We start from the raw sequence: 25,497 nt of genomic DNA on the forward strand, positions 1-25,497 counted from the left end.
CGGTCCAGCGGGTTTTTACTATGGATCAGATAATCCAGACGCCCCATCAAAAATCTGATGGGTGTCCTGATTACAAAGCCATATCACTAGCAGCATTAGCCTTCGGCGCCTTGGCCTTTGCAGCATCAGCCGGCGCAGCAGCCGGAGCCACCGCCTGGCCAATCACCGGCGGCGGAGTCAGTTGCAGCACCTTGGCGGTGTAAGCCCACTCCTCGGCAACCTTCGCAGGGCTATCGTTCAGCTGAGTGCCATAGCTCGGCACGATCTGGTGAAGCTTCTCTTGCCAGGCCGGCGAAGCAACCTTGTCCTTGAACACTTTCTGCAGCACGGTCAGCATGATCGGCGCAGCGGTCGATGCACCCGGCGATGCGCCCAGCAGACCGGCGATGGTGCCGTCGGCAGAAGCGACAATCTCGGTACCCAATTTCAGCACGCCGCCGGCGGCTTCATCACGCTTGATGATTTGCACGCGTTGGCCGGCTTGCCACAGGCGCCAGTCTTCGGCTTTGGCGTTCGGGAAGTATTCTTTCAGGGCGTTCATGCGGTCTTCGTCAGACAGCATCAGCTGGCCGGCGAGGTACTCGACCAGCGGGTATTCCTTGATGCCGACTTTGGTCATTGGCCACACGTTGTGCGTGGTGGTGGTGGTCAGCAGGTCCAGGTACGAGCCTTCTTTGAGGAACTTGGTGCTGAAGGTCGCGAATGGGCCGAACAGGATGACGCGCTTGCCGTCCAGAACACGGGTGTCCAGGTGTGGAACCGACATCGGCGGTGCGCCAACGGAGGCTTTGCCGTAGGCCTTGGCCAGGTGTTGTTCGGCAATGGTCGGGTTCTCGGTCACGAGGAACGAGCCGCCGACCGGGAAGCCTGCGTATTCCTTGGCTTCAGGAATGCCGGACTTCTGCAGCAGGTGCAGTGCACCGCCGCCCGCGCCGATGAAGACGAACTTGGCGTCGGTTTCGGCTTTGCTGCCATCTTTCAGGTTTTTGTAGCTGACGCGCCAGGTGCGGTCTTTGTTCTTGGTGATGTCTTGCACTTCGCTAGACAGTTTCAAGTCGAACTTCGGTGTTGTTTGCAGGTGGGCAACGAACTGGCGGGTGATCTCGCCGAAGTTGACGTCGGTGCCGATCGGCGTCCAGGTGGCCGCGACTTTCTGGTTCGGGTCACGTCCTTCCATCATCAGCGGAACCCACTTCTTGATCACTGCCGGGTCTTCGGAGTACTGCATGCCGGCGAACAGCGGGCTGGCTTGCAGCGCTTCGTAGCGCTTCTTCAGGAACTTGATGTTGTCGTCGCCCCACACAAAGCTCATGTGCGGCGTGGAGTTGATGAACGAACGCGGGTTTTTCAGCACGCCTTGCTGAACCTGCCAGGCCCAGAATTGACGGGAGATCTGGAAGGCTTCGTTGATTTCAACGGCTTTCGGGATCGAGACTTTGCCGTTTTCATCTTCCGGTGTGTAGTTCAACTCAGCCAGGGCGGAGTGACCGGTGCCGGCGTTGTTCCAGCCGTTGGAGCTTTCCAGGGCGACGCCGTCGAGGCGCTCGACCATTTCCATCGACAGGTCAGGTTGCAGCTCATTGAGCCAGACCCCGAGGGTCGCGCTCATGATGCCGCCGCCGATCAGCAGTACATCAACCTTCTTTGCCTCTTCCGCGTGAACGGACGTGATCCCCATCGACAAAAAAGCCAGCCCCAGCAGGGCCGTGTTCATTTTTTTAAACATCTGTAACACCTTTGATAAAACGTCATCCGCCCTTCCCTCCTTATTTACAAGCCCCCGTATTCACGACATTCAGGCAGCGGGTGTTCGCACATAAGGATTGTAGGGTGGGCACACAAGGCCGACGTGTCTCCATCGACCTCAGTTTAGTTGTCCCTACTGAACTGACTTTTTATCTTTTTTGGCTTCAGCTACTTGAGCGACAGTGATTCTGTTGGCGCGTCTCGAGGACACGCAAACTGAATAGGTCAAACCAAGTTGGGGCGAAGAATATCACGACATCTCCAACCCGCGCGTCTGTTACCGACTGGTTAGTCCGGGCACGGACGCTGGGGCCACTATACTGATCCTGAATTTCTCGGCGAGCCCGTGAGGAGCAGTCATGAGCGATAAAGACGATCTGCGTAAGTATTCCTCTCAAGTGGTCGACGGCGTGGAGCGTGCGCCCGGCCGCGCCATGTTGCGCGCCGTGGGTTTTACCGATGAAGACTTCAAGAAGCCGCAGATCGGTATCGCCTCGACCTGGGCGATGGTCACGCCGTGCAACATGCACATCGACAAGCTGGCCATTGAAGCCGAAAAAGGCGCGAACGCCGCTGGCGCCAAAGGCGTGATTTTCAACACCATCACCATTTCCGACGGCATCGCCAACGGCACCGAAGGCATGAAGTATTCGCTGGTGTCGCGGGAAGTGATCGCCGACTCGATTGAAGTGGTGGCCGGGTGCGAAGGCTTCGACGGGCTGGTGACGGTGGGCGGCTGTGACAAGAATATGCCGGGCTGCCTGATCGGCATGGCGCGGCTGAATCGTCCTTCGATCTTTGTGTATGGCGGCACCATTCGGCCAGGCGCCGGCCATACCGACATCATTTCCGTGTTCGAGGCCGTGGGCCAACACGCGCGGGGCGATATCAACGAGATTCAGGTCAAGCAGATCGAGGAAGTGGCGATTCCCGGCCCCGGCTCCTGCGGCGGCATGTACACCGCCAATACCATGGCCTCCGCCATTGAGGCGCTGGGCATGAGCTTGCCCGGTTCCAGCTCGCAGGACGCCGTCGGCAGCGACAAGGCCTCGGACAGTTTCCGCGCCGGTCAGCAGGTCATGGAACTGTTGAAGCTGGACCTCAAACCGCGCGACATCATGACCCGCAAAGCCTTCGAAAATGCCATCCGGGTGGTGATCGCCCTCGCCGGCTCCACCAATGCCGTGCTGCACCTGTTGGCGATGGCGCATGCCGTGGATGTCGAGTTGACGCTGGATGATTTCGTCGAGCTGGGCAAGATTTCCCCAGTGGTTGCCGACCTGCGCCCCAGTGGCCGGTACATGATGAGCGAGCTGGTCGCCATCGGCGGTATTCAACCCTTGATGAAGCGCATGCTCGCCGCCGGCATGTTGCATGGCGATGTGCTGACGGTCACGGGTAAGACACTGGCGGAAAATCTGCAAAACGTGCCCGACTACCCCGCCGGCCAGGATGTGATTCTGCCGTTCGACCAGCCCGTCAAAAAGGACTCGCACCTGGTGGTGCTACGCGGCAACCTCTCGCCCACCGGCGCGGTGGCCAAGATCACGGGCAAGGAAGGCCTGCGCTTTGAAGGTACGGCCCGGGTCTACCACGGCGAGGAAGGCGCGCTGGCCGGCATCCTCAATGGCGAAGTCAAAGCCGGTGACGTGATCGTGATCCGCTACGAAGGCCCCAAGGGCGGACCCGGCATGCGCGAAATGCTTTCGCCGACATCGGCGGTCATGGGCAAAGGACTGGGCAAGGACGTGGCGCTGATTACCGACGGCCGTTTCTCCGGAGGCTCGCACGGTTTTGTGGTGGGGCATATCACGCCTGAAGCCTTTGATGGCGGCCCGATTGCGCTGATCGAAGACGGTGACACGATCACCATCGACGCGCAAACCCGGCAGATTACGGTCGATGTCTCCGACGCCGTGCTGGCTGAGCGCAAGACCCGCTGGGTGCGGCCGCAATCCAAATACAAACGCGGGGTGTTGGCCAAGTATGCGAAGACTGTGTCCAGCGCCTCGGAGGGCGCGGTTACGGATAAATACCTTTAGAGCAAAAGATCGCAGCCTGCGGCAGCTCCTACAGGGATCGTGTACACCCGGGACGCACGCAATCAATGTAGGAGCTGCCGCAGGCTGCGATCTTTTAGCGACGTATCAAAGACGAAACCGATCCACCGATTGCGACAGCTTCCCTGCCAGCGTGGACAATTCATCGGTGGTCGAAGCCGTCTGCCCGATGACCTTGCTGTTGCCTTCGGACATGCCCGCAATCATTTCCACCTGATGGGCGATTTCGTTACTGGCCAGGCTCTGCTCGCCAATGGTGCGGGTGATGTCGTTGACCAGTTGCGTGGTGTTCAGCGTCGCTTCAAGGATTTCGCGGATGGCGCGCTCGACCTCGGCGGTCACGGCCATGCCTTTATCGACCTGGGCCACACCGGCCTCCATGCTGGTGACTGCCTCGCGGGTACTTTGCTGGATGCGTGAGACCATGTTGGCAATTTCCTGGGTGGAGGCGCTGGTGCGCCCGGCCAGGCTGCGGACTTCGTCGGCCACCACGGCAAATCCACGCCCCTGCTCACCGGCACGAGCCGCCTCGATGGCAGCGTTCAGCGCCAGCAGGTTGGTTTGATCGGCAATACCCTTGATCACCTGAATGATGCTGAAAATTCCTTCGGATTCCTTGTCCAGCGTGCGGATCACCTGTGCCGACTGCTGCGCCGAACGCGCAATCCCGTCCATGTCGTTGACGACCTGATGAATCACGCGACCGCCGTCCTTGGCCAGTGTCTCGGCCTGGTTGGCCATGTTCAATGCACGCTCGGCGTGCCGGGTGATTTCCTCGATGCTCGCGGTCATTTCGCTGGCGGCCGCCGCCATGGTGCTGGCCGCTGCGCTTTGTTGCTGGCTGCTGCCGGCGACCTCGTGGCAGCCATTGCTCAACTGCTCGCTCATGCCACTCACGCCATGGGCGTTGCTACGTACCACCTCGATCATGCCGCGCAGGTCGCGTTGCATGGTCGCCAGGCTGCGAATCAACGCGCTGGCTTCGTCCTTGTGAGTGGGCTCGATAATCGGTTCGCTGAGGTTGCCATGGGCGATGCTGTCGGCGATGCGGCTGGCGGTCTGCAACGGGCCCATGATGCTCAGAATCACCCAGCGTCCCTGGGCAAGCAGTAACAACAGGCTGGCGATGAGCACGCCGCCAAGAACGAAGTTGGCGTTGTTGATGACTTGCTGGGTGCCTGCGCGGGTCTGTTGGGTGTTGGTTTCGATCAGCTCACTGAGGGCCTCCATCTGGTCTTCCAGTTGGCTGAACACGGTATTGAACGTACCCAGTTCCTTTTGCGCGGCCTCGGGATTTTCCAGTGCCAGACCAACGATGCGTTCGGCGGCGCTGATGTAGGTATCGAGGCTCGGCTTGATCTTGTTCAGCCCCGCCTTGATGGTGTCGTTAACCGGCAGCTTGAGATTGTTACCCAGCACTTCACGAAAACGCCCCGCATGCTCGTCAATGGAACTGCGCACCTCGGCTTTGCTGCTGGTGCTTTTGCCCAGTCCGACCAGCATCGCAGACAGCACGTCGGCACGCAGGGCGTCGTGCATCATGTCGGCTTCGAGGTGATTGCGCAGCGCGGCCATACTGACCTCGTTGTCGTTCACGGCGTCGGCCATCCGGGTGTTTCCCACGTAACTGACCAGGCTCATGATCAGGGCGGTGAGCAGGCCGGTGCCAATCAGCAAGAGCAAGCGTAATTTTATCGACACTCTGTGGGTCCCCTGTCAGTTGGGTGTAGCCATCCGTGGATGGCTTTTCTGAACAGGTTATCGACGGTGCCTACGGGGAGTTGAAGGCTATTTCCAGTCTTGCGACATGCGGTCGTCATCTGCGCTTTTTTTCATTTTCTAAAGCCGCCAACCATTCGTCGGGAAGGCGTCACAAATCCCCTTGACGCCGATTCCCTTCTGCGCGATTATTATTTCAATCGCATACGATACAAACGCATACGATGCTACACCTACCTAATGCACCCTTGAGGATTCACCCCATGAGCAAGATTGAAAAAGTACTGGCCACCGGCAAAACCCACACCACCATCAGCAGCGCTGACAGCACTTCACGCGGTCATGACGGTCGCCTCGACATCGCGCTGTCGACGCCCGGAAACGCGAAGCCAACTCACGTGTTCGCAGGTACCCAGCCGCATCCGGCTGCCGAGCAACTGTTCGCCGGCGCATGGTCAGCCTGCTACACCGCCGCCGTGGGGCTCGTGGCCGATGAACTGAACGTGGTGCTGCCGGCGGATATGTCCGTCGACATCGAAGTCGATCTGGGTCAGACCGGTCCGGCCTACTTCCTCCAGGCTCGGTTGACCCTTCGTGTCCCGGGTCTGCCACACGACATCGCGACGACACTGGCGCATACCGCCGACCAGATATGCCCGTACTCGAAGGCAACGCGAGGTAACATTGAGGTGGCCCTGAACGTTCTCACGGCTTGATGAACCGCATGTCATTGATATCGATTGGCATTGTCGATATGCCATATATGCCGCATACGCTTTAAGCGTATGCGTCTTTAAACCCGGTAAAATTTCGAGGATTTCTCCATGAGCAAGATCGAAAAAGTCCTGATGACAGGCAAAACCCATACGACGTACAGCGAGGCTGGCAACTCTTCCCGCGGCCTCGACATTCAGCTCTCGTCGCCAGGAAACGCGAAACCGGCACACGTGTTCGCCGCCATTCAGCCGCATCCGACCGCAGAGCAGCTGTTTGCAGGAGCATGGTCGGCCTGCTACACCGCCGCGGTGGAGCTTGCGGCCAAAAATATGAAGGTGACGCTTCCACCCGATCTGTCCGTCGACATCGAGGTCGATCTGGGCCAGACCGGTCCCGCCTACTTCCTCCAGGCGCGGCTGAATCTCCGGGTGCCGGGCTTGGCGCAAAACGTTGCGACGGAGTTGGCCCATGCCGCAGACCAGATCTGTCCGTACTCGAAGGCGACGCGCGGCAACATCGACGTCGCCATTAACGCCATCACGGCATGATGCCGCGTGCGGCCGATTCGACGGAGTTTGCTCGTCGAAACGGCCGCAACCCACAGTTAGAGCACTTCCGATATGATCGCGTACGTCGTATAGTTCACCCTTGCTAGATACGTCTTTGGCTAACGAGGTAGCACATGAAACCCACCGATAACGACCTCCCCGCTGACCTGAAGCTTTCCGACTTTCTGTGTTTCGCGGTGTATTCCACGAACCTGGCTTTCGGCAAGGCCTACAAGCCGATACTCGAACAGCTTGGGCTCACCTATACGCAATACATCACCATCGTTGCGCTATGGGAGGAAGACAATGTGACCGTCGGTAGCCTCGGCGAGAAGTTGTTTCTTGAATCGAACACCCTCACGCCGATTCTTAAGAAACTGGAGGTGATGGGCTATCTGCTGAGACAGCGTGATCCAGAGGACGAGCGCCAGGTGCGGATCAGCCTGACGAAGGAAGGTCGGCAGTTGCGCGAAAAGCGCCCGGAAATGGGCCTGTCGGACGCAACGGGCCTGACGTCGGGCGAGTTTGTGCAAATACAGAACGCTATTGTGAAGCTGCGCAACAACCTCATCCGGTCGACGAAAGACACGGCGTAAACGCGGACTGGCCGGACCGACGTAATCCCCTTTCAGGGACTATGACCTACTTTCGCCAGGCATTCATCTCGTGCCAAATCCGAGCGGCGCGCAGGTAGTTGTCGATCTCCCGGATCAGAAACTGGTCCGCAATGTCTTGAGGCGGAGTACAACTGAATTCCGTTTCGGTTTTGCATGGTCGTTTCCAGTCCATTGAAGCGTCGTGAAACGCTTCACGTAGCGTTAAATGAGCGGTCGAATCAACCGTCGAGCGAACACCCTCGGAAAAACTGCTTGAACAAGGCCGTTGGCAAATGATCGGCATCGAGCAAACCGAAGTGCTTGCCGACATTACGTCCCAACGCCATAAGCGTCCGTGCAGCGTTCTCGGTCCCGGCATAACCAGCGCTCAAAACGTAGTCGACGCGTTCCTTTTCCGAGGCCGCAAGCTCATACGCATTGCCCGTGATCAACACATCCACCAGACACACGTTTTCGCGTTCATCACTCAGCGTAAACGGCTCCAGTTCATCCATTTCCAGTGCTGCACACAGCCCCTCCTGACCACCCGTGACGATTCGCTGAAGCGCTTCGAGCGGCCGACCGAACAGGTCGAACTCCTGAATGGAAAACGGGAAGCAGTAACCCCGCGCGGTAGCCAGCTTGAGCGATTTTTCATTGCGCGAATTGGCCATAAGCCAGGCAATGAACGTCGCTTTGTTATCGGCTGCACCACTGTGGCGGAAGGCCAGGTAATCCGCGAGAACCTGGCTGAAGGGATGCCCTGTCGGGACCCAGCCCTGGCCGCTACTTTCCTGCGGTTGCTCTTCAATGTCAGGGGCCGCTTTTTTCGGATCAGGCGCCAGCGCCACACCAAAGCATCGCAGGTCATAACCGAGCATGAACAAACTGGCCTCGAAGGCGTGACAGCGCGCTGGCATTTCCCCTTCACCCGCAAACCAGTCGGTGCGTTTGAGCACCGCCCGGACAATCCAGCCGAGGCGTACCTGCCAACGTGCCCATTCGGCGTACTCGATCGCCGAAAATTGCGGCGCCGCCAGACCCTCCAGAAACGCTCCGGGGTTGCGGATCTGGCTACCACGAGCGGCTCCGGACGGGAATGCCAGCAGGGGCTTGCGACGCTCCGTCCGTTGCTGGCAATACAACGAATACAGCATGCCAGTCGCAGCGCCGACACGGCTGTCGTAGATCGGTGAACCCGAGCCATCAAACAAGGCGTGGATTTTGGTCAGCCCCGCGTCAAAACGTTCAACGCTACTGGCATCGAGATCGCTCAAATCGTTTTCGCCATCGAGCGACATGAGCCCGCCCATCTTTTGCAGGTAGCCCGACAACTCGCCCTTTGCGGCCAACCGGTGCAAAAACGGAATGGCCCCCCGTACGCCCCCCCAACGAAGGATCTGCAAACAGGCCTGAAGCACCTGTTGCTCATCACCCGCTTTAACCGCACTCGTCAGCCACTCGCGAAGTTGCCCGAGGGAGCGCCGGGTTTCAGCCCAGGTGTGCGAATCCACCGGACTGTCGTTGCTGTCTTGCCAGCTTGCCTTCCAACGATAGAGCGCAAGGACATGCTCGAAACCCTGGACGTGAGCCTTCAAACCACCGGGCACATACTGGCTGGATTTGAAGTTCAGTTTGAAGCTCAGCGTCGGCAGATTCGTCACCAGCCACGCAACAAAAGCCTCTACTTCCGGTTGTGCCAAGAACTCTTCGCGCTTCATACAGGCTGCCTTTCAGGTAATATCGAATGGCCACACCCTATGCAGAAGAGCCAGTCCTGTCCACATTGTCTGTCCATACAGGCATGTCTGTACCCTTATACCGCCGGCATCAATGCTTGCAGCAGCACCAGCTTTCTTTTCAGCTGCTCGACGTGCGCTCGTTCCGCTCTAAGCGCAGAACGAAGCTCCTTGTTTTCCATTTCCCAGATCCGCGCCCAGCGAGTAGCAGTGCGACAGACCCGTATCATCTGCCAAACGCCATGCAATTTCAGGGACTGGAACAACAACATCAACAGGATCAGCCCGAGCAATACCAGCGCACCTATCGAAACCATGTCCAACATATCCATATCCTTTTTATTCATGAGTTCGAACGACTTCGAAGACAGGAACACGATATGTAGTGATAAGCGACAGGTCTAGAATGTAGACTTATACAGGTAAACAATTCGAACAGATGGAGCGGCCATGAAACGCATGCAAGACATCAAGCAAGTCCGCTGGGACCTGGCCCTTCGCTATCGATTGATCGAAACCGTTGCATGGTGGGAAGGCCGCCTGACCACGGGGCACTTGATCCAGAGCTTCGGGATCAGTCGTCAGCAGGCGTCGAAGGACATCAACACCTACATCACGGACCATGCGCCTAAAAATCTTACATATGACAAGCATCTCAAGGGCTATGTACCGAGCAAGCAATTCAAGCCGCGGTTCATCGACGACAGCGCCAACGCCTATCTGCATCTGTTGAACCAGACCCATTCTCGCGCACCGCATGTGGAGGGCCTGGCGCTGGCCTACGCACACACCATGGTCCTGGAAGTGCCGGACCGGACGATTCGGCCCGAAGTGTTGCGCCCGCTGCTCAAGGCTTGCCGCGACAGCGAAGTGATCGAAGTCGAGTACGTTTCGCTCGCCAACCCGATTCCGGAAATTCGCCTGATCGCGCCGCACACGCTGATTTACACCGGTATGCGCTGGCATGTGCGGGCGTACTGCGAGAAGAATCGTGAGTACCGGGATTTTGTATTGAGTCGTTTGCGCGGCCAACCGGAGTTCGAGCGCAAGACCGAGAACCTCATCGGCGACGACGAGGACTGGAACACCGAAGTGGCCGTGATCATCGAGCCAGACTCACGCCTCAAGCCGGAGCAGAAGGCGATCATCGAAGCCGACTTCGGGATGGAGGATGGTGTGCTGGTCATTCCAACACGCAGGGCGTTGGTCAAGTACGTGTTGCAACGCTTTCAGATCGATCCGAAGAAGCTCGACCCCAAGCCCGCCGCACAGCAGATCGTGGTCAAAAATCTGGATGAACTAAAACCTTGGCTTTATGAGTGACCCCATGAATCGCCATGGGTAAAACGCCGGACACTGCTGTTCGAGACCTGACGCGATGCTCCCTCGTGGCGAGGGAGCTTGCTCCCGCTCGGCTGCGAAGCAGTCGCAAGACCGGTGAATGGGGTGTGCCTGAGACAATCAGAGCTTGGCGATCGATACTTCGGTGGATTTGACGAAGGCAATGACTTCACTGCCCACCTTCAATTCAAGATCGCGCACTGAACGAGTGGTAATCACCGAGGTGACGATTCCGGAAGCGGTTTGCACATCGATTTCGGAAACCACCTCGCCTTCCACTATTTCCTTGATGACGCCCTTGAACTGGTTCCGCACGTTGATCGCTTTGATGGTCATGATGAGGCTTCCTGTCTGATGTTGGGCAAAACCGCACTGATGTGCAGGCATTCAAAGTGCGCCTCCTCAGGCAACATTAAAAGGAATAAATAATGATTTGTTTATTCCTTAATAGAATATAAACCCCAAAATTAATGTCGAAAAAAAGCCCCGCGACCGAATGGGGCGCAGGGCAAAAAATGGGTTGGTTGCGGCCAACCAAAGGAACGCGTGAAACCGTTACAGGCGACTAACCGCTTATAGGCAGTCCTGCGCCGTCCGTTCGAAACTGGACGGCATGAAACTCGAGGCCAGCAGTTGCCGCTCGTATAAAAAAACTTTGCCCCCGTTCGGGGCCTTGTAGGCTTCCAGCACATTGTCCGCTGCAACTTTGCTGGGCACTACAATCCGGTAACTTCGCTGGGTTTGCGACACGGTCGGGTTCATTGCACGGCTTTGCAACTTCGGCACCACACAGTCTGCGTACTCGGCCGGTGTTTTTTTCGTCTGCAGCACCAGCGTCGGGTCATTCGGGGCGGAGGCGCAACCGGCCAGCAGTAAGGGGGCGAAGGCCATGACAGGGACAAATAAAAGGCGCATGAATGCAGTCCTGAAACAAAATTTTCTGACTCGCTGAGCAACGAGGTTCGGCGTCAATGCGCGGATTTTCCGCTTTTCTGCGAAAAACAGAACTTGCGTTTCTTGATGATCACTATTATCTGAACCGATAGTTGTGCGACGTAACGACAGATTCACGCTCACTCAGCGCTGAAGAGACTCTTGAGGATCACCCGTGAACGCCCACCAGAAACTGCGAACCTTTGATCTGATCCGCGACGCCGTCCTGCCGGAATTTCGCGATCGGGTTGCCGAGTACCTGGTCGACTACGAAACCGCGCTGCACGAGGACGCTGCCGACGCCGACGCCGACGCCGAACCGGTACGCGCTGTCGCCCATCAGCTGCGAGGTTATTTGCGGGGATTGAACACCACGCGGGTGTTGGGCATGGCGGATTGGGAAGAGCTGGATCGGCGAGTGGTGGAGTCGTGGCTGTTGCCCTAGCCTCGCGCTTTCAGGTGCTACACACACCTTGTAGCAACTGGCGAAGCCTGCGTTCGGCTGCGTAGCAGTCGTGAAACCTAAGCGTGAGGTGTTCCTGACAGACCGCGTTGCCTGATTTCACGACTGCTACGCAGCCGAACGCAGGCTTCGCCAGCTGCTACGGATTGCGTTGCTGCTTAACTGCTGGCGCTGACCGAAACCGGTGTCACCGGTTTCGGCGCGTGTGGCGTGGGAGGTGGTGACGTCCAGTCCGTTAACCCTCAACGGACTGGACAGCACTACGTATTGGTTTTCAGCTTGGTCCACAGACGAGTGCTCAACCGCGCAATGGCTGCAGGGAGATCCTCAACGGTGAACAACTTGTCCATCACGCTCTTCGGCGGGTAAATCGCCAGGTCCTGCTTGACGGCTGGATTGACTAATTCATCGGCCGCGCTGTTAGGGTTGGCGTAATGGATGCTGTTGCTGATGTTGGCAATGACTTTAGGGTCCAACAGGTAGTTCATGTACGTGTAAGCATTCTTCTCGTGTGGCGCGCTTTTGGGCATAACCACCATGTCGAGCCACAGCGTTGAGCCCTCGTCAGGAATCGAGTAAGCGATGTTGATCCCATTCTTGGCTTCCTTGGCACTGGTGGCCGCTTGTACCACGTCGCCGTTGAAACCTATCACCGCGCAGACATTGCCGTTCGCCAGATCGCTGATGTACTTGGACGCGTGGAAATACTGGATGTAAGGCCTGATCTTCAACAACGCCTGCTCGGCTTTCTTGTAATCGTCCGGTTCGTGACTGTGCGGCGGCAGCCCCAGGTAATTGAGGGTGATCGGCAGGATTTGCGTCGGGTTGTCGATAATCGCCACGCCACACTCGCTCAGCTTCTTGATGTTGTTCTCATCAAAAAACAGGCTCCAGGAATGGGTGACATCGGTGTTGCCGAAAATCGCTTTGATTTTTTCGACGTTGTAGCCAATCCCGGCAGTGCCCCACATGTACGGGTAGCCGTACTGGTTGCCTGGGTCATTGACCTCCAGCTTTTTCATCAACACCGGGTCAAGGTTTTTCCAGTTGGGCAGCTGACTTTTATCCAGCTTCTGAATCGCTCCAGCCTTGATCAATCGGGACAGAAAATGGTTCGACGGACTGACCACGTCATAACCGGTATTGCCCGTCATCAGTTTTGACTCCAGGACTTCGTTGCTGTCGTGGATGTCGTAAGTCGCCTTGATTCCCGTTTCCTTGGTGAAATTGGTCAAGGTATCGTCGGCGATGTAGCCGTTCCAGTTGGATATGTTGACGACTTCGTCGGCGTACGTGGTTGCCGACAATGTCGCCAGCACTACCATCAGCGGAAATTTGTTGATGCGCATGTTCAATCACCTGTGTTTGATGAGCTTTTGTTCTTGTTGGATGACCGGGTTTTCTAGATTTCTGTTCTGGCCCTGACCGCCTCCACGCGCATTCGAAGCATGGCACCGATGTCGAGGAATGGTTTGGGCGGGAGCCAGCCGGGCTGTGCTCTTTGCATGACCGACTGCAACACGGGTGAACTGGCACCCGAGGCCATTTCAGCCAGCAGCCGTCCCCAAAGCGTCCCGCGCGCAACGCCCGAACCATTGCAGCCGGCCACCGCGAACACGCCCTCTTCGACCTTGGCAAAAAACGGTTGGCCGGTGCGTGAGGCGCTCAAATGCCCGGTCCAGGTGTATTGAATATCCTGCTCGCTCAAGAACGGAAAACGCCGTTGCAGGCCCAGCACATGGTGTTTGCGACGCTGCAAGAGGTCACTGTTGGACAAATCACGCGAACGGTATTCCGCGGTATTGCGGATCATCACGCGGCGATCTGGAGTGAGTCGCACCGTCGCGCCGAGTGGCCGGGTGGACAGCACGCCCCAAGGCTCCACACTGCCAATGGCCTGGAATTCTTTGTTGCTGAGCGGCCGCGTCAGGCTGGCGCTGAGCTCCATCGCGAAAGTGCCGCTGTTATCGATTCCCGCACGCGGAATGAAGGCGTTCAGGCACACCAGGACCTGATTCGCCTCGATGCTGCCATCGACACCATTGGCGCGAATATGCCCCTTGCCCACACGCTCCAGCCCAGTGATATCAGTGTTTTCGTAGAGGATCACATTCTCCGGCAGCGCATCCAGCAAGCCCTTCACGTACTTCGCCGGCTGAAGCAGCGCGTTGCCGTTGCCGCACCAGATCGCAGCCTTGTAATGCCGGGTTCCGAGCTTTTGGATCAGTTGTTCACCTTGCAGGAATTGCGCGGTGGCACCGACGGCTTTTAGCGTCGTCAGTTTTTCCTCGACATGGGTCAGCTTGGCGGGGTCGCTGACGGCGAAGAAATAGCCGGAATCCCGAAAGTCGCACTCGATACCATGACGCGCAATGCGCTGACGCACCTGCGCGGTGGCAGCGTGTGAAATCGAGGTATCCACTTCATAACCAGCAAACCCCTGATGCCCTAAAAGCTCATCAGTGGTCGGATGCTCGTGGCCCACCACAAAGCCCGAATTGCGCGCCGAAGCGCCCTGCGCAGCTCGCTGTCTGTCGACGACCACGATACGGGCCTGAGGGTGCATTTCAGCAAGCGTATGCGCGGCGCTAAGACCGGTGATACCGGCACCGATGACCAGCCAATCGGCTTTTTGCTTGCCGCTCAGGCGATCACGAACCGGCGAATTCCGGGCTTGAGCAATCCAGCCACATACATTTTCCATGCATCACCTCATTCAACTTTTGTTCTGCCCGCCGCCTCAATTTCACCCCTGTACCCCTGTAGGAGCTGCCGAAGGCTGCGATCTTTTGACTTTGTTTTTTGAAATCAAGATCAAAAGATCGCAGCCGGCGGCAGCTCCTACAGGTCAGAACCCCATGCAGCAATTGCATGAGTAGTTTGAGATGACGGTCGCTAGAGCTAGAATCTATTAGTTCTTTGGCCCTACAACCAACGTTATAAAATCATCGAGATATTCTGAAAACGCATGGATAAACTTCGCCACGTCCCTTCTCTCCAGGCCTTGCAGGCACTGGTGGAAGTCGCTGATTCGGGCAGCTTCACGCAAGCGGCGCAAAAGCTCTGCCTGACCCAAAGCGCTGTGAGTCGGCAAATCCAGCAGTTGGAGCATCACTTCGGCGTACCGATGTTCATAAGGAGCAGCCGCAGTATTCGACTGACCCCGGAAGGCGAACAGGTGCTTGCCAGCGCGCGGAACATCCTCGGGCAATTAATAACGCTCGAAGATCGGCTCTCTGGACAGAAACGCCCCTTTCGCATCCGCATGCATGTGTCACTGGCGGTTCGCTGGTTGCTGCCCAAACTCAACGACTTCTACCGGTGTCACCCGGACATCTCCCTGGCGATCGAGACCGTGGCGACGGAGATCGTCGAGCCGGCCAGTGACAGCGACGCCTACATCCTCTATCTGCCGGAGCCGTCCAGCGATCCTCAAAGCCTGACCTTGTTCGAGGAAGCGCTGGTGCCGGTGTGCGCACCCGGCCTCGCCAGCGCAGCCCGGCCGCTGGCGTCGGTGGAAGATCTTGTCAGTTTCCCGCTGCTTCATCGTTCGGCAGACAAGCAAGCCTGGATTGAATGGCTCGCTGCCAATGGCGGTAGATCCCTGGACGACTACCGGCACATCCCGTTCAACCTCGACGAACTGGCACTGGATGCCGCCGCGCGAGGCCTGGGCGTGGCCGTGACCGACATGACCCTGGCCCAGGAATCCATCGACCGCGGCGTCCTCATCGTCCCGTTCGGCCAGCCCCTGAAGACCCGCGGGATCTACTCATTGTGCCCGCAGCCGTCTGCAGCCTCTCATCCGGCGTGCGCGTTGATTTTGCGATGGTTTGCGCAGCAGGCGGATGGAGGCCGTTGACGTGATGAGCCGTGCATTACAGCGTTGAAGCGACATCAAGATCAAAAGATCGCAGCCTTCGGCAGCTCCTACAGGGGAATGCGTTCGCTCTGTAGGAGCTGCCGAAGGCTGCGATCTTTTGATCTCAAGGCATCGCCCCCCGATTCCCCCGCCCCTACCACTTGAGTCTCTTCCATTCCCAAGGCCAAAATTCGCACGTGTGAAATTGCGTTCGCAGTAATCGACCGCCTAGAATTTGTTGCCGTCGATGGCGACCACATCCTCTCCAAACAATTCCGGCTGCTGGCAGTGCACGACGAATTGGCGGCCGGTGCCGGCGATTGAGTAAATGACGCCACAGTAGTGCTAAAGTGACAGTACCCGTGGGTGGTTTGTCACGAGTACGAGTAGCTTGCCGGTGACACTAAGACTCTCAAGCGAGAGCGGTTGCACTGAATCTCGTCATCATCAAGCGCGAGGGAAAGCAAAATGAGGTCTGAGAATGATTTTTGAGCCCAACAGTAGCCGTTCAGTACTCCAGCGCAGAAGCAGTACCAGTATTGTTATTCAGGCCGGTCTCGATGGTGTTGCAGTGACCGGTGTCGCATGGTTTTTGATCAATTATCATATCGGCTATATGACGCAGGCTTACGTCATCATGCTCCTGTTGCTGTTGGGTGCATTGTCTGTCGTGTACGACCACTATGCTATTTACCGCAGCAACGTCGGGTTTGCAGTCAAAGCCTTTAAGCTTTTAAAGGCGTGGACGGCCACTTTTGGTTTTCTCGTTGCGATGGCCTTTCTGACCAAAACAAGCGAACAGTACTCGCGCTTATTGATGGGGCAGTTGTTTGTCATTGGGTATGTTGCTCAATTGCTTTTGCACCTAGCGACACGCGAAATGCAGAAGAAGTTTTTGGCCCACCCCACTCAATTGGAAAATGCCCTGATTATTGGCTCGGGCGAGCTGGCGAGATACCTTCACAAAAAAATCAGTAACAACCCCTGGCTGGGTGAGCGCATCGTCGGATGCGTGTTGACTGGGGCGGGCGATGATCAGGGGAAGGAAAGTCCAGAAAGTGGGCCACGTTTATCAATACTGGGCGATATCGCCGACCTTGATGAGCTAGTCATCAAACACTCCATTCGTACCGTCTATTTCGTTACGCCTCTGGGGGGATCTGAGGTTATCAAGGATGTTTACCTGAGGCTGTTTGACAAGCACATCTCTGTTAATTGGGTGCCGGATATTTTTTCACTGCGCTTGATCAATCACAGTGTTCGCGAAATTGCCGGTATTCCCGTGCTGACCTTGTCTGAAACTCCGCTGATGGGCATGCGTCTGTTTCTGAAGAATCTTGAAGACAAAGTCCTGGCCTTCCTGATCTTGCTTTTCGCCGCACCGGTGCTCGCGCTTGTCGCCATTGCCATCAAGATCGATAACCCCGGGCCCGTGTTCTTTCGACAGCAACGCATGGGGTGGAGTGGCGAAGCATTTCGTATCTGGAAATTCAGAAGCATGGTCGTCCATCAGCCGTCAGACGGCGTCGTCAAGCAAGCACAAAAGAATGATCCGCGTTTGACCAGGGTTGGAGCCTTTATTCGGCGGACCAGTCTGGATGAGCTACCACAGCTGTTCAATGTCTTGATGGGGGAAATGTCCCTGGTGGGCCCCCGCCCGCACGCCATTCAACACGATGTGCAGTACTCGCCCGACATCTCGGATTACTTTGCACGTCACAATATCAAACCGGGCATTACCGGCTTGGCTCAGGTGCGAGGCTTACGCGGTGAAACGAGAGATATAGATCAGATGATTCGGCGAGTTGAGTCGGACATTGAGTACATCAACAACTGGTCACTCTGGCTTGATTTCGTCATCCTTGTACGAACGCTGTTTGCCTTCTCCGGCAAGCATGCCTACTAGCACGAAACTACCCAGAACACCGGGGTGGCGTACTCCACCCCGGTCTATTCAATATTGCTGATGAACCCAACTCCGGCAAACGCCCTACATAACGCTCAACAATTTATAAGGCTATGACGGAAATAGATCCAGCGTACGCTCGACCTCATCGGGGTCGATGGTAAAACCATCACCCTCTTGTTTACCGACCACAAAACCAAAGTTTTGGTGGTCGCGATCCGTCAGGTATTTGAAAAAACAGAGGAAACGATTAGGGGGCTGTAAAACCAGCAGCGATCCACCTGGCTGGAGCACATTAACACCATGTATCAGATGACTCCCCTCAATCCCTACAACGGTTCTTGCCCCAGCGCAGGTCGCCACGATGGTTGCCACATCGGATTTCGTAGCATCGATAATGCGAAAACCTCGGCGGTCACGCAAACGTTCAGCAAGTTCCATTTCATTGCGTAACAATCGCAACTCACCCGTGCCACCTCGTAAGATGAACACGCCTGGGTGAGCGCTGACGTTTACGTGGGATAGCAACTTGTCACCCATCGCACGAAAGCGCAGGTGTTTATGACGATTTTGACTTAGATCGTCAAAGATCACGAGTTCACGAAAAAATGCATTACGTAAACGAACCGGCTTCATGCCAAGCCAGTCCTCATAACCGGGCCCGTGAAGTATGCCGGTCTTTGCGGTGGAAACAGCATTGGCAGAGAGTGCCGTGGTTACCGGAATGCCTTCGTCGCAAGCCAATGGATAGGTAATACAGTCATCCATTAACCACGAGCCAAACCATTTATTCCCGCCTGCCGTACAAAACATCGCCCCGCGATCTATTTCGTTTTCCACGCGTATCTTTGGTAACCATCCAGATTTTGGCGACAACCATGATTTGGCGTCATCTTTATAAAGAGCGCCGTCGATTAGCCAGACATCTTTAAGCAGATAGCCTTGTGTTGGGCCATGTTCAACACGACCGACGCCTTCCATTGTGCGACGGGGATGCTCGAAAGGATAAAAAAGCGCCTCTTCCCATCCCGTCACACGTTCGAGCTGATTGGGAAGAAAAAAAGCGGGTGGCGCATACGAAATTTCGCCTGGCGCAATTTCCCACGTTTTCACGGCAAGACTTTGCAGCGCCAACGACGGCTTACGTGCCAGTCGTGTTTTAAAAATATGTTTATACGCAGCAAGACTCCACTTCGATTGTCCGCTACTCGTTAATGTACTGATTTCCGACATATGCACCCCCAACGATGTGGTTATACCGAAATAGCGTTTTTGGCCAACCACTCAACTGTATATCTTTCAAATCAATCACCTGTTCAGGAAGATGCAATGTTTTCCAGAAGAGGGGGAGACTTCAGATGCGTATAGCGGCTGCGCAAGGTATCGAGAAGCGTCTCACTCGGTGTTCTGGAACAATGGAGGTATATTTTGAACAGTCCACCAAAACCCATTTCCCGATATCTATTCGCGACCTCGTCATCACTTGGCCCGTCCGGCACTCCGAGATGAAGGGTCAGTTTGTTGCCTTCGACAGCAAATAGCGGTGTTTCCCAAAGAAATTGCGCGGCACCCACCTTGGGCAGTCGAACGAACAAATAACCGTAGTTACCCAGCGTATCGACATCCCCTCCCCGTCTTCTTTTCCACTCAAGAAGTCCGTCGTCCGGACGCGCCAGACACGTTCCGATATCGTAATAGTCAAAACCATTTTCTATCGCCCACTCAAGCGCCATGAACGTGGTAATAGAATTGACTTCACGTAACTTTTTAGCATCAGAAAATACTTCATCCGGATATCCGAAACGGATGGTGCTCCAGTAGCGCTTTCCTGCGCGAGTCACTACACACCCTAGATGACATGCAACAACCTCATCCTCCAACAGCACCAGATCAAGCCGCCCGGAGTTTTTTGCCACCCTCTGAACTTCATGAGATTCAATTTGAGAGGCTGCTGAACCATGCCGTGCTTTTGCATAAGGTTGAAGCATTTCCCGATCTGCAGCTTCGATCTCGCCATCGTTCAATGCCTGTTTCATACGGTAGCGCAGGCGGTTCTTACGCAGATTTCGACGTAACTCGGTATTGTATCTCGCAGTAATCTCATCTATTGACCGGCTCAGCGGCACGATAGCACTCAAATACTGAGGCACATACAATGCACCCATGGTCGGCATTTCACTGACCCATACCGTCTGGTCAGACTTATCTAGTTTTAACTTGTTTTCAACTACTTGAGATTTAGCGCCGAGGAGAACCTTCACAAATTCCCGTTGAGTTTTCCTGCCGACATAGAGGATGTCGTAAGGGCTATCTTCCCGTAGTTTGAACCTGACAATTTCCCAGCGCCAAAAACATGCACGCGCCATTATATCGCGCAGCCAGGCGAGCGCCTTCCTGAGCTCGAATCGCACTGAAGGAGATATCAACTTACGTACCAGAGTTGCTATATGTTTTTTCATTTGATTCTTAGCACAATCCGGGGGAAGGTGATTTGATTTTGCAAATCAATAAACAAAATACTGAAATGAGCGTTGGGAATTAAGATTTTCTGACGCCATTTAGCTGTCACCAACCTTAATGACAAAAAAATAACTTAACACCCGTCAAGTCGACATTGTCAGCCAGAGTAAAGATGCTACGTCAGAATTTTGCAAGGCAGTTGTGGCACGCGTCGTGTTTTTTAGGCCACCCGGCAGCCCAGCCAAGCGTCAAATACCTGAACTATTGATTTAACGTTCGGCATCTTTGCAGATCAGCGCGCGCAACAAGAACATCGGATTACCGACCACATAACGACTGAATAGTCGCTTTGGCTCACTTATTAACCTGAACACCCACTCGCACCCGAGACGTCGCACCCATTGCGGAGCACGAGCCACCTTGCCGCCTAGAAAATCGAGGATCGCCCCTCCGCAGATGATCAGACAGGGGACGCCGCTGTCGGCTAGCCTGGCAGCAACGGCTTCTTGCTTGGGCATGCCCATACCCAAGACGACCAACTCTGGCTGAAACTGCCGGGCAAGGTTTATGTAGGCCTCAACCTCATCAAAACCATGGTGAGCAGACACTACATTGACCGCATATACCGCTTCGCTTCGCTGCACCGCATTGGCGAGAAAGGGCTCTTCAGTACCCCAGAACGCCACACGCCGATCCTTGAATGCCGCCAGTAATTTGGGGATAAAGTCTGTGCCATTCATATTCAGCCCCGGCTCGAGGCCGAAGCGGCGAAACAGGATGGCCATGCCGGAGCCATCTCGCAACAACACGTCAGCAGCAGACAACGCCTCATTGTAATGGGCGTTCCCCGCGACCAGGTTCATGGCATGGGCATTGACGAATCCAAGCACTGTCGTCACCTCAGTCCCGGACAAAGCATCAATCAATCGTTGTTCATCACCACTGTCGTTGATCACCCTGAGCTTCTGGATAATCGTTTGCCAGTTGTGCTGCCAGGCCAGAGCGCGCATCAAGTGTCATCTCGCTTCGAACGCACCCACTCAACCTGCCGCTTCAGCACAAAGCCCAAGTACAGGGGGATTTTCTTCAGCGCGTAGAACGGCGCATACAACAAGGCTGTAAAAGAAATAATCCCGCGACCAAACTGGCTCCATGCCAGCAAGATAGTCACACCCAATATTGCAACTCCGGTAGACGCTATCAATGCCGGCGCCAAGGTTCCGGTCAATAGAAATACCAGCCATGAAAGACCCAATGCCGCGACCAGGACCAACGTCAGCAGGGCCAGCGGCGGGACCAGCAAATCCAGTGTCATGGCCAGCAGATTCTTGTTGCCCTTGCCAATCGACTCCACAAGCAACGTTGGCGTATCACCAAGAATGACCCCCAGATGACCATGTTCCCAGCGCGTACGCTGGGTCGTTAAGCCCTCTTCACTGCGCGGAAAATAGCTTGTTACCAGAGCATCGGGGCAAAACAACGGCGGCTTGCCGCTTCGGCAGAAATCCAGGCCCATCTTCAAATCTTCGACGATGTGGCCACTGGCTAAATTGATTAAAGATAGATCCCGCCACGCGAAAGCCATTCCCGTGCCCATTAACTGACAGGGCAAACCGAGCCGGGCCCAACCCCGCGGCCGCACCAGATTCTTCACACACCAGGCAAACTCGGCAAGCCGCACTTTTAGCCCGGAACCTGCTGGGGCACGCATTAAATTCAGCGATTGAGTTGGCCGCCCTGAGTCGATGCAACAGATTGCCAAACGTTCAATCGAGCCTTCGCCCACCTGGCAGTCAGCATCGACAATGATAATGACGTCCGGTGCAACGCTCGCCAAATGACGCACCCCGAAGTCCAGCGCATAACCTTTGCCACGCTGGTGCTCATTGCTGCGTTCCACCACCTCGGCGCCCGCCGTGCGTGCCAGCGCGGCCGTGTCGTCAGAACAGTTATCCGCCACCACCAACAGGCGGTCCCCTTCCAGCAACTGCGGCAGAATGGTGCTTAACGTCGCAACGATAACCGAGGATTCATTGTGTGCCGGCACCAACACTGCCACCCGTGGTCGCGATCCTTGAGCCGACGGGAGTGACCGTACAGGCAGGCAAGCCAGCAGGACTTGGACAAACAGCACCAACACCGGCAGGACAATGAGTAATAACAGTGCGCTGAACATCCAACCCAGTAATGTGATCATGCGTGCGCCTTAAACAAATTAGCCAACTTGGCCGCTTCGGTATCGATATCGTGTCGTTCCAACACCCGCTGATAAGCCGCCTCGCCCATCCGCTGCAACACCTCGACAGGTTGCGCGAGGCAGTCCGCCAGCGCCGCCGCCAATTCGTCTACCGCGCCAGCGGGAAATAACCAACCGTTCTCACCGTGCCGCACTAACTCGGGAATGCCCGCCACATAGGTGGTCAGTACCGGTCGGCGCAAGGCCATGGCTTCCATGATGACCACCGGCAAGCCTTCGGCGAAGCTCGGCAACACCATGGCTCGCGCCGCAAGAATTTCCGCCCGCACCTGCTCACTACTGATCCAGCCAGTAATCCGAACATGCGCCTGCAAACCATGCCGTGCAATCAGGGCTTCGATTTCTGCGCGCATTTCTCCATCGCCGGCCAGTACTATCTCGAACACCAAGGCTTGCGCTGCCAGGATACGAGCGGCCTCAAGCAACAACAGTTGGCCCTTTTGCTCACACAAGCGACCCACGCAAACCAACCGCGGCACGGACGGCACCGTAACGGCAGGCACATCGTGAAACGCCCGTTCCAGCCCACAATGCACTACCTGGACTTTTGCCCAGTGCGCATGATCCACCCAGCGAAACAGCTGGCTGCGCCCATAAGAGCTGATCGCCGCGACAAAAGCCGAGCGCCGGACTTTCTCGCCCAAATGAATAAACTGCGGTTTGTCGAACTCTTCCGGGCCATGCACCGTAAAGCTGTACGCCGGCCCACCGAGTGCGTTGGCCAGCATCACGACCTCGGTTGAGTTGGTGCCGAAATGCGCATGCACATGCTCGGCACCGAACGCCTGTAACCAAGTCAGCAGGCGGCACGCTTCAGCCAGATAGACCAAATGATACGGCCAGGCACGATCGGCACGCCGGCCCATGCGTAGCGCTAGCCACAGCGCCGAAAAAAAGCCTCGCGGCTGGCCGCACAGCACTTGCAGCACAGGCCCTGACAAGGCTTTCAATCCGCCCTGCAGCACATAGTGCGTTTTATCGCGTTCGGACACGTCCTCGGCATCCACCAACTCGGCATCCCAGCCACGCAGGGCAATGCGCTGTACCACAAAGCCCTGACGCTCCAACGCCAAAATTTCACGACGAATGAAGCTATGGCTGACTTTGGGGTATTGATTGATGAAATAGGCAATACGCATAGGAACCCATTCAGATTTCGTTATGGTTAATTATTACTGAAGGTATTTCCACAGCCGTACAGTTTTCAGGTGCGACAAACAGCACGGCGGCGCTGGCTGCATAACTTCCTTTCAGCACGGTGTCTATTTTTTGAAAAGTATCAGCTAGAAGTTCATAACGCCTGCGGTACATGGCGCGCTTCTTTGAAGGAATAGTTTCAAGCGCCTTGTTGGACAGGGCCATGGGGATTTCAAAGAAATCTTCGCGCTCTGACGGAGTCGCGCCATGCTCCAGCCAGATCACATCATAATTGGCCGCTAGTTCCTGAGCTTTATGAGCGCCAAAATAAGGATGACGGTGATGACGATACTCATCCCCTACCGCATAAATTTTGGTGACGCCAATTTGACTTGCAATATATTTAATAACTTCAATCAGGAAACTTCTAGGCCGTAGGCCTTCAAAGCTTTTGGTTAATTCCCTGTAGATATTCAGGGATCGTTCGCTCTCCACCCCTTTGTGTATCCCTTGGACGGCGCCAATAAACATAACAGTGCCGCCTTCGGCATTCTTCAAGGTGAAGGCTATTGATGCTATACGCAGATCGCCCTGAAACAAGTTCAGAACCAACTCCCCTTCACGCATAAACCATGTCGGACGATCCAGCACCAAGGAGCAGTCAGCAGCGAACGCTGACAAGTCACTTAAAACCAGACGTTCACTTCGACCAAAAAGCAATAACTGCGGACAACTTTTCGTGACCATTTCATAATGTGAGGCCACAGCATCTAATTTATCCTGAGCGCTCCAGCTTTTACTGATGTAAGGCCAATGAACAACACCCACACAATCCCCACCCAACTTGTCAAAACCGGCAATCCCCAGACTGTTCGACATACGTCCCAAAAATGACTTCAGCTCAGCCCGGTTTTTGCCCATTTGAATCATTAATTTAAGCTTGTTTTTTAACGCTCTTAACGAATACCCAGGGTGTAACGATAATGCGTTTTTCACGATCAGCCAATTATTCATGCCAGTCTCACTTGTATTCGATCAACGCGGATTTTCCGGCGCCGAATCTGTTCAAAAGAAACTTGACTTGCCCGAGCATCTCGGGAAATTTCCCCAATACGAGAAAGAACGCCAGCAACCAGTTTTCCCGCGCTGATCCTTTGCCCCGACGGGCCAGGCGCACGACCTGCAATGGGTAGATCAGCAGCAAAAACAGCCCATATCCTCCCAGCATCAGGCTCGTGAAAATAATCGCCAGCGGGATACCCAAGCCCCAGAACCAGGCACGGCGCGACTCACGCAGCCAATGTTGTTCCGGTGCGGCCCCGTGCAAAAATGCGCCCTCGGCAAAGGCATAGCCACCGCGAAGGGTTCGCCGCCACCACTGGCCGAACCGGGTCATGGTCGCATCGTGCAAGGTCATTTCCGCAGCCAGACGCCAGACCTTCCAACCATTTGCCCGCAGACGCACACACAATTCAGGCTCTTCCCCGGCAATGAGGTCCGCTCGAAACCCGGAGGCTGCGGCAAAGGCGTCCGCCCGCATCAGCGCATCGCCACCGCATGCCTTGGCCTCACCTATCGGCGTATCCCATTCGAGATCACACAACAAGTTGTATATCGAGCGCTCGGGGTAACGTTCACGGCGCCGTCCACAGACCACCGCAACATCAGGACGTGTATCAAGAAAGGCCTGTGCCTGGAGCAGCCAGCCATCGACAACCTCGCAATCACCATCGACGAACTGCACATAACGCATCGTCGGCAACAAGCGCTTCGCGCAGGCAAACCCTTCATTGCGTGCGCGCGCGGCCGTGAAGGGAATCGTCATGTCCAGCTCAACCACCTCGACCCCGACCCTCTGTGCCATCGGCACTGAACCATCCGTTGATCCAGAGTCGACATAAACAATCTTCTGCGCCGTACCCGCCAGCGAAGCCAGGCAACGCTCGAGCCGCAGGCCTTCATTGCGACCGATAACAACGACACCAATGCCCATAGCCATGGAGTTTACTCAGC

Annotated in this window: 24 protein-coding genes and 1 pseudogene; 8 read left to right on the top strand and 17 right to left on the bottom strand. The window is 55.8% G+C overall.

Going from position 1 to position 25,497, the window contains the following annotated elements:
- Positions 1-70 precede the first annotated feature (70 nt).
- On the bottom strand, positions 71-1,726 hold the full coding sequence (mqo, locus tag JFU37_RS19330) for a malate dehydrogenase (quinone) (RefSeq protein ID WP_201117489.1): 1,656 nt from the start codon (positions 1,724-1,726) through the stop codon (positions 71-73).
- Positions 1,727-2,105: 379 nt separating this feature from the next.
- On the opposite strand from mqo, the gene ilvD reads away from it, so the two are divergent.
- Entirely contained in the window at positions 2,106-3,788 is a 1,683-nt protein-coding gene (gene ilvD / locus JFU37_RS19335; protein ID WP_201117490.1) for a dihydroxy-acid dehydratase, read from the top strand.
- Between the two features lie 105 nt (positions 3,789-3,893).
- On the opposite strand, the gene JFU37_RS31315 is transcribed toward ilvD, so the two are convergent.
- Positions 3,894-4,757 (bottom strand): methyl-accepting chemotaxis protein, encoded by an 864-nt coding sequence (locus JFU37_RS31315; protein WP_446739602.1) that lies wholly within the window; start codon positions 4,755-4,757, stop codon positions 3,894-3,896.
- Positions 4,752-5,507, bottom strand: a pseudogene (locus JFU37_RS31320) (MCP four helix bundle domain-containing protein); the annotation flags it as partial. The pseudogene JFU37_RS31320 and the gene JFU37_RS31315, both read right to left, overlap by 6 nt.
- Before the next feature lie 281 nt (positions 5,508-5,788).
- Between JFU37_RS31320 and JFU37_RS19345 the strand changes: the two are divergent.
- The 3 genes from JFU37_RS19345 to JFU37_RS19355 all read left to right on the top strand — a co-directional run bounded on the left by JFU37_RS19345 (position 5,789) and on the right by JFU37_RS19355 (position 7,386).
- Positions 5,789-6,241: an Ohr family peroxiredoxin gene (locus tag JFU37_RS19345; RefSeq protein ID WP_201117492.1), complete on the top strand. Its 453-nt coding sequence runs from the start codon at positions 5,789-5,791 to the stop codon at positions 6,239-6,241.
- 108 nt (positions 6,242-6,349) lie between these two features.
- Positions 6,350-6,790 (top strand): Ohr family peroxiredoxin, encoded by a 441-nt coding sequence (locus JFU37_RS19350; protein ID WP_201117494.1) that lies wholly within the window; start codon positions 6,350-6,352, stop codon positions 6,788-6,790.
- A 134-nt stretch (positions 6,791-6,924) separates the two neighbouring features.
- Entirely contained in the window at positions 6,925-7,386 is a 462-nt protein-coding gene (locus JFU37_RS19355) for a MarR family winged helix-turn-helix transcriptional regulator (RefSeq protein WP_201117496.1), read from the top strand.
- 239 nt (positions 7,387-7,625) lie between these two features.
- Here JFU37_RS19355 and JFU37_RS19360 read toward each other — a convergent pair whose 3' ends face one another.
- Complete coding sequence (locus JFU37_RS19360; protein ID WP_201117498.1) at positions 7,626-9,107, bottom strand: hypothetical protein; 1,482 nt, start codon at positions 9,105-9,107, stop codon at positions 7,626-7,628.
- A 95-nt stretch (positions 9,108-9,202) separates the two neighbouring features.
- Entirely contained in the window at positions 9,203-9,457 is a 255-nt protein-coding gene (locus tag JFU37_RS19365) for a hypothetical protein (RefSeq protein ID WP_201119480.1), read from the bottom strand.
- Positions 9,458-9,575: 118 nt separating this feature from the next.
- Between JFU37_RS19365 and JFU37_RS19370 the strand changes: the two genes are divergently transcribed.
- Positions 9,576-10,448 carry a WYL domain-containing protein gene (locus JFU37_RS19370; RefSeq protein ID WP_201117508.1) on the top strand — a complete coding sequence of 291 codons (873 nt, stop codon included), beginning with the start codon at positions 9,576-9,578 and terminating at the stop codon, positions 10,446-10,448.
- Positions 10,449-10,586: 138 nt separating this feature from the next.
- Here the strand turns inward: JFU37_RS19370 and JFU37_RS19375 are convergent, their stop codons facing one another.
- Positions 10,587-10,802, bottom strand: a complete 216-nt coding sequence (locus JFU37_RS19375; RefSeq protein WP_038983759.1) for a TOBE domain-containing protein — start codon at positions 10,800-10,802, stop codon at positions 10,587-10,589.
- A 237-nt stretch (positions 10,803-11,039) separates the two neighbouring features.
- Positions 11,040-11,381 (bottom strand): hypothetical protein, encoded by a 342-nt coding sequence (locus JFU37_RS19380; RefSeq protein WP_201119481.1) that lies wholly within the window; start codon positions 11,379-11,381, stop codon positions 11,040-11,042.
- Between the two features lie 211 nt (positions 11,382-11,592).
- On the opposite strand from JFU37_RS19380, the gene JFU37_RS19385 reads away from it, so the two are divergent.
- Entirely contained in the window at positions 11,593-11,844 is a 252-nt protein-coding gene (locus JFU37_RS19385) for a hypothetical protein (RefSeq protein ID WP_201119482.1), read from the top strand.
- Positions 11,845-11,970: 126 nt separating this feature from the next.
- Here JFU37_RS19385 and JFU37_RS19390 read toward each other — a convergent pair whose 3' ends face one another.
- From JFU37_RS19390 to JFU37_RS19400, 3 genes are read right to left on the bottom strand one after another with little or no spacing between them, the layout of a single operon-like run.
- A complete protein-coding gene (locus JFU37_RS19390) occupies positions 11,971-12,150 on the bottom strand; it encodes a hypothetical protein (protein ID WP_201117510.1) in 180 nt (59 codons plus the stop codon).
- Positions 12,123-13,211 (bottom strand): polyamine ABC transporter substrate-binding protein, encoded by a 1,089-nt coding sequence (locus JFU37_RS19395; protein ID WP_201117512.1) that lies wholly within the window; start codon positions 13,209-13,211, stop codon positions 12,123-12,125. The genes JFU37_RS19390 and JFU37_RS19395 overlap by 28 nt, the downstream gene beginning before the upstream one ends.
- A gap of 53 nt (positions 13,212-13,264) precedes the next feature.
- Positions 13,265-14,566: an NAD(P)/FAD-dependent oxidoreductase gene (locus tag JFU37_RS19400; RefSeq protein WP_201117514.1), complete on the bottom strand. Its 1,302-nt coding sequence runs from the start codon at positions 14,564-14,566 to the stop codon at positions 13,265-13,267.
- A 264-nt stretch (positions 14,567-14,830) separates the two neighbouring features.
- Between JFU37_RS19400 and JFU37_RS19405 the strand changes: the two genes are divergently transcribed.
- Both JFU37_RS19405 and JFU37_RS19410 read left to right on the top strand, forming a co-directional pair.
- Complete coding sequence (locus JFU37_RS19405) at positions 14,831-15,724, top strand: LysR family transcriptional regulator (RefSeq protein WP_201117517.1); 894 nt, start codon at positions 14,831-14,833, stop codon at positions 15,722-15,724.
- 481 nt (positions 15,725-16,205) lie between these two features.
- The gene (locus JFU37_RS19410; protein WP_201117522.1) at positions 16,206-17,630 is read left to right on the top strand and encodes an undecaprenyl-phosphate glucose phosphotransferase; all 1,425 of its coding nucleotides are present in this window, start codon (positions 16,206-16,208) and stop codon (positions 17,628-17,630) included.
- Positions 17,631-17,741: 111 nt separating this feature from the next.
- On the opposite strand, the gene JFU37_RS19415 is transcribed toward JFU37_RS19410, so the two are convergent.
- The 7 genes from JFU37_RS19415 to JFU37_RS19445 all read right to left on the bottom strand — a co-directional run bounded on the left by JFU37_RS19415 (position 17,742) and on the right by JFU37_RS19445 (position 25,483).
- Positions 17,742-18,863 carry a glycosyltransferase 61 family protein gene (locus JFU37_RS19415; RefSeq protein WP_201117524.1) on the bottom strand — a complete coding sequence of 374 codons (1,122 nt, stop codon included), beginning with the start codon at positions 18,861-18,863 and terminating at the stop codon, positions 17,742-17,744.
- Positions 18,864-18,946: 83 nt separating this feature from the next.
- On the bottom strand, positions 18,947-20,089 hold the full coding sequence (locus JFU37_RS19420) for a hypothetical protein (protein WP_201117527.1): 1,143 nt from the start codon (positions 20,087-20,089) through the stop codon (positions 18,947-18,949).
- A 270-nt stretch (positions 20,090-20,359) separates the two neighbouring features.
- Positions 20,360-21,100 carry a WecB/TagA/CpsF family glycosyltransferase gene (locus tag JFU37_RS19425; protein ID WP_201117528.1) on the bottom strand — a complete coding sequence of 247 codons (741 nt, stop codon included), beginning with the start codon at positions 21,098-21,100 and terminating at the stop codon, positions 20,360-20,362.
- A complete protein-coding gene (locus tag JFU37_RS19430; RefSeq protein WP_201117529.1) occupies positions 21,100-22,287 on the bottom strand; it encodes a glycosyltransferase family 2 protein in 1,188 nt (395 codons plus the stop codon). The genes JFU37_RS19425 and JFU37_RS19430 overlap by 1 nt, the downstream gene beginning before the upstream one ends.
- Entirely contained in the window at positions 22,284-23,486 is a 1,203-nt protein-coding gene (locus JFU37_RS19435) for a glycosyltransferase (RefSeq protein WP_201117530.1), read from the bottom strand. Before JFU37_RS19435 ends, JFU37_RS19430 begins: the two co-directional genes overlap by 4 nt.
- 10 nt (positions 23,487-23,496) lie before the next feature.
- Positions 23,497-24,498, bottom strand: a complete 1,002-nt coding sequence (locus tag JFU37_RS19440; protein WP_201117531.1) for a DUF535 family protein — start codon at positions 24,496-24,498, stop codon at positions 23,497-23,499.
- A 7-nt stretch (positions 24,499-24,505) separates the two neighbouring features.
- Positions 24,506-25,483: a glycosyltransferase family 2 protein gene (locus JFU37_RS19445; RefSeq protein WP_201117532.1), complete on the bottom strand. Its 978-nt coding sequence runs from the start codon at positions 25,481-25,483 to the stop codon at positions 24,506-24,508.
- Between the last annotated feature and the right edge of the window lie 14 nt (positions 25,484-25,497).

Origin of the sequence: Pseudomonas sp. TH41, assembly GCF_016650695.1 — a bacterium.
Lineage (GTDB): Bacteria > Pseudomonadota > Gammaproteobacteria > Pseudomonadales > Pseudomonadaceae > Aquipseudomonas.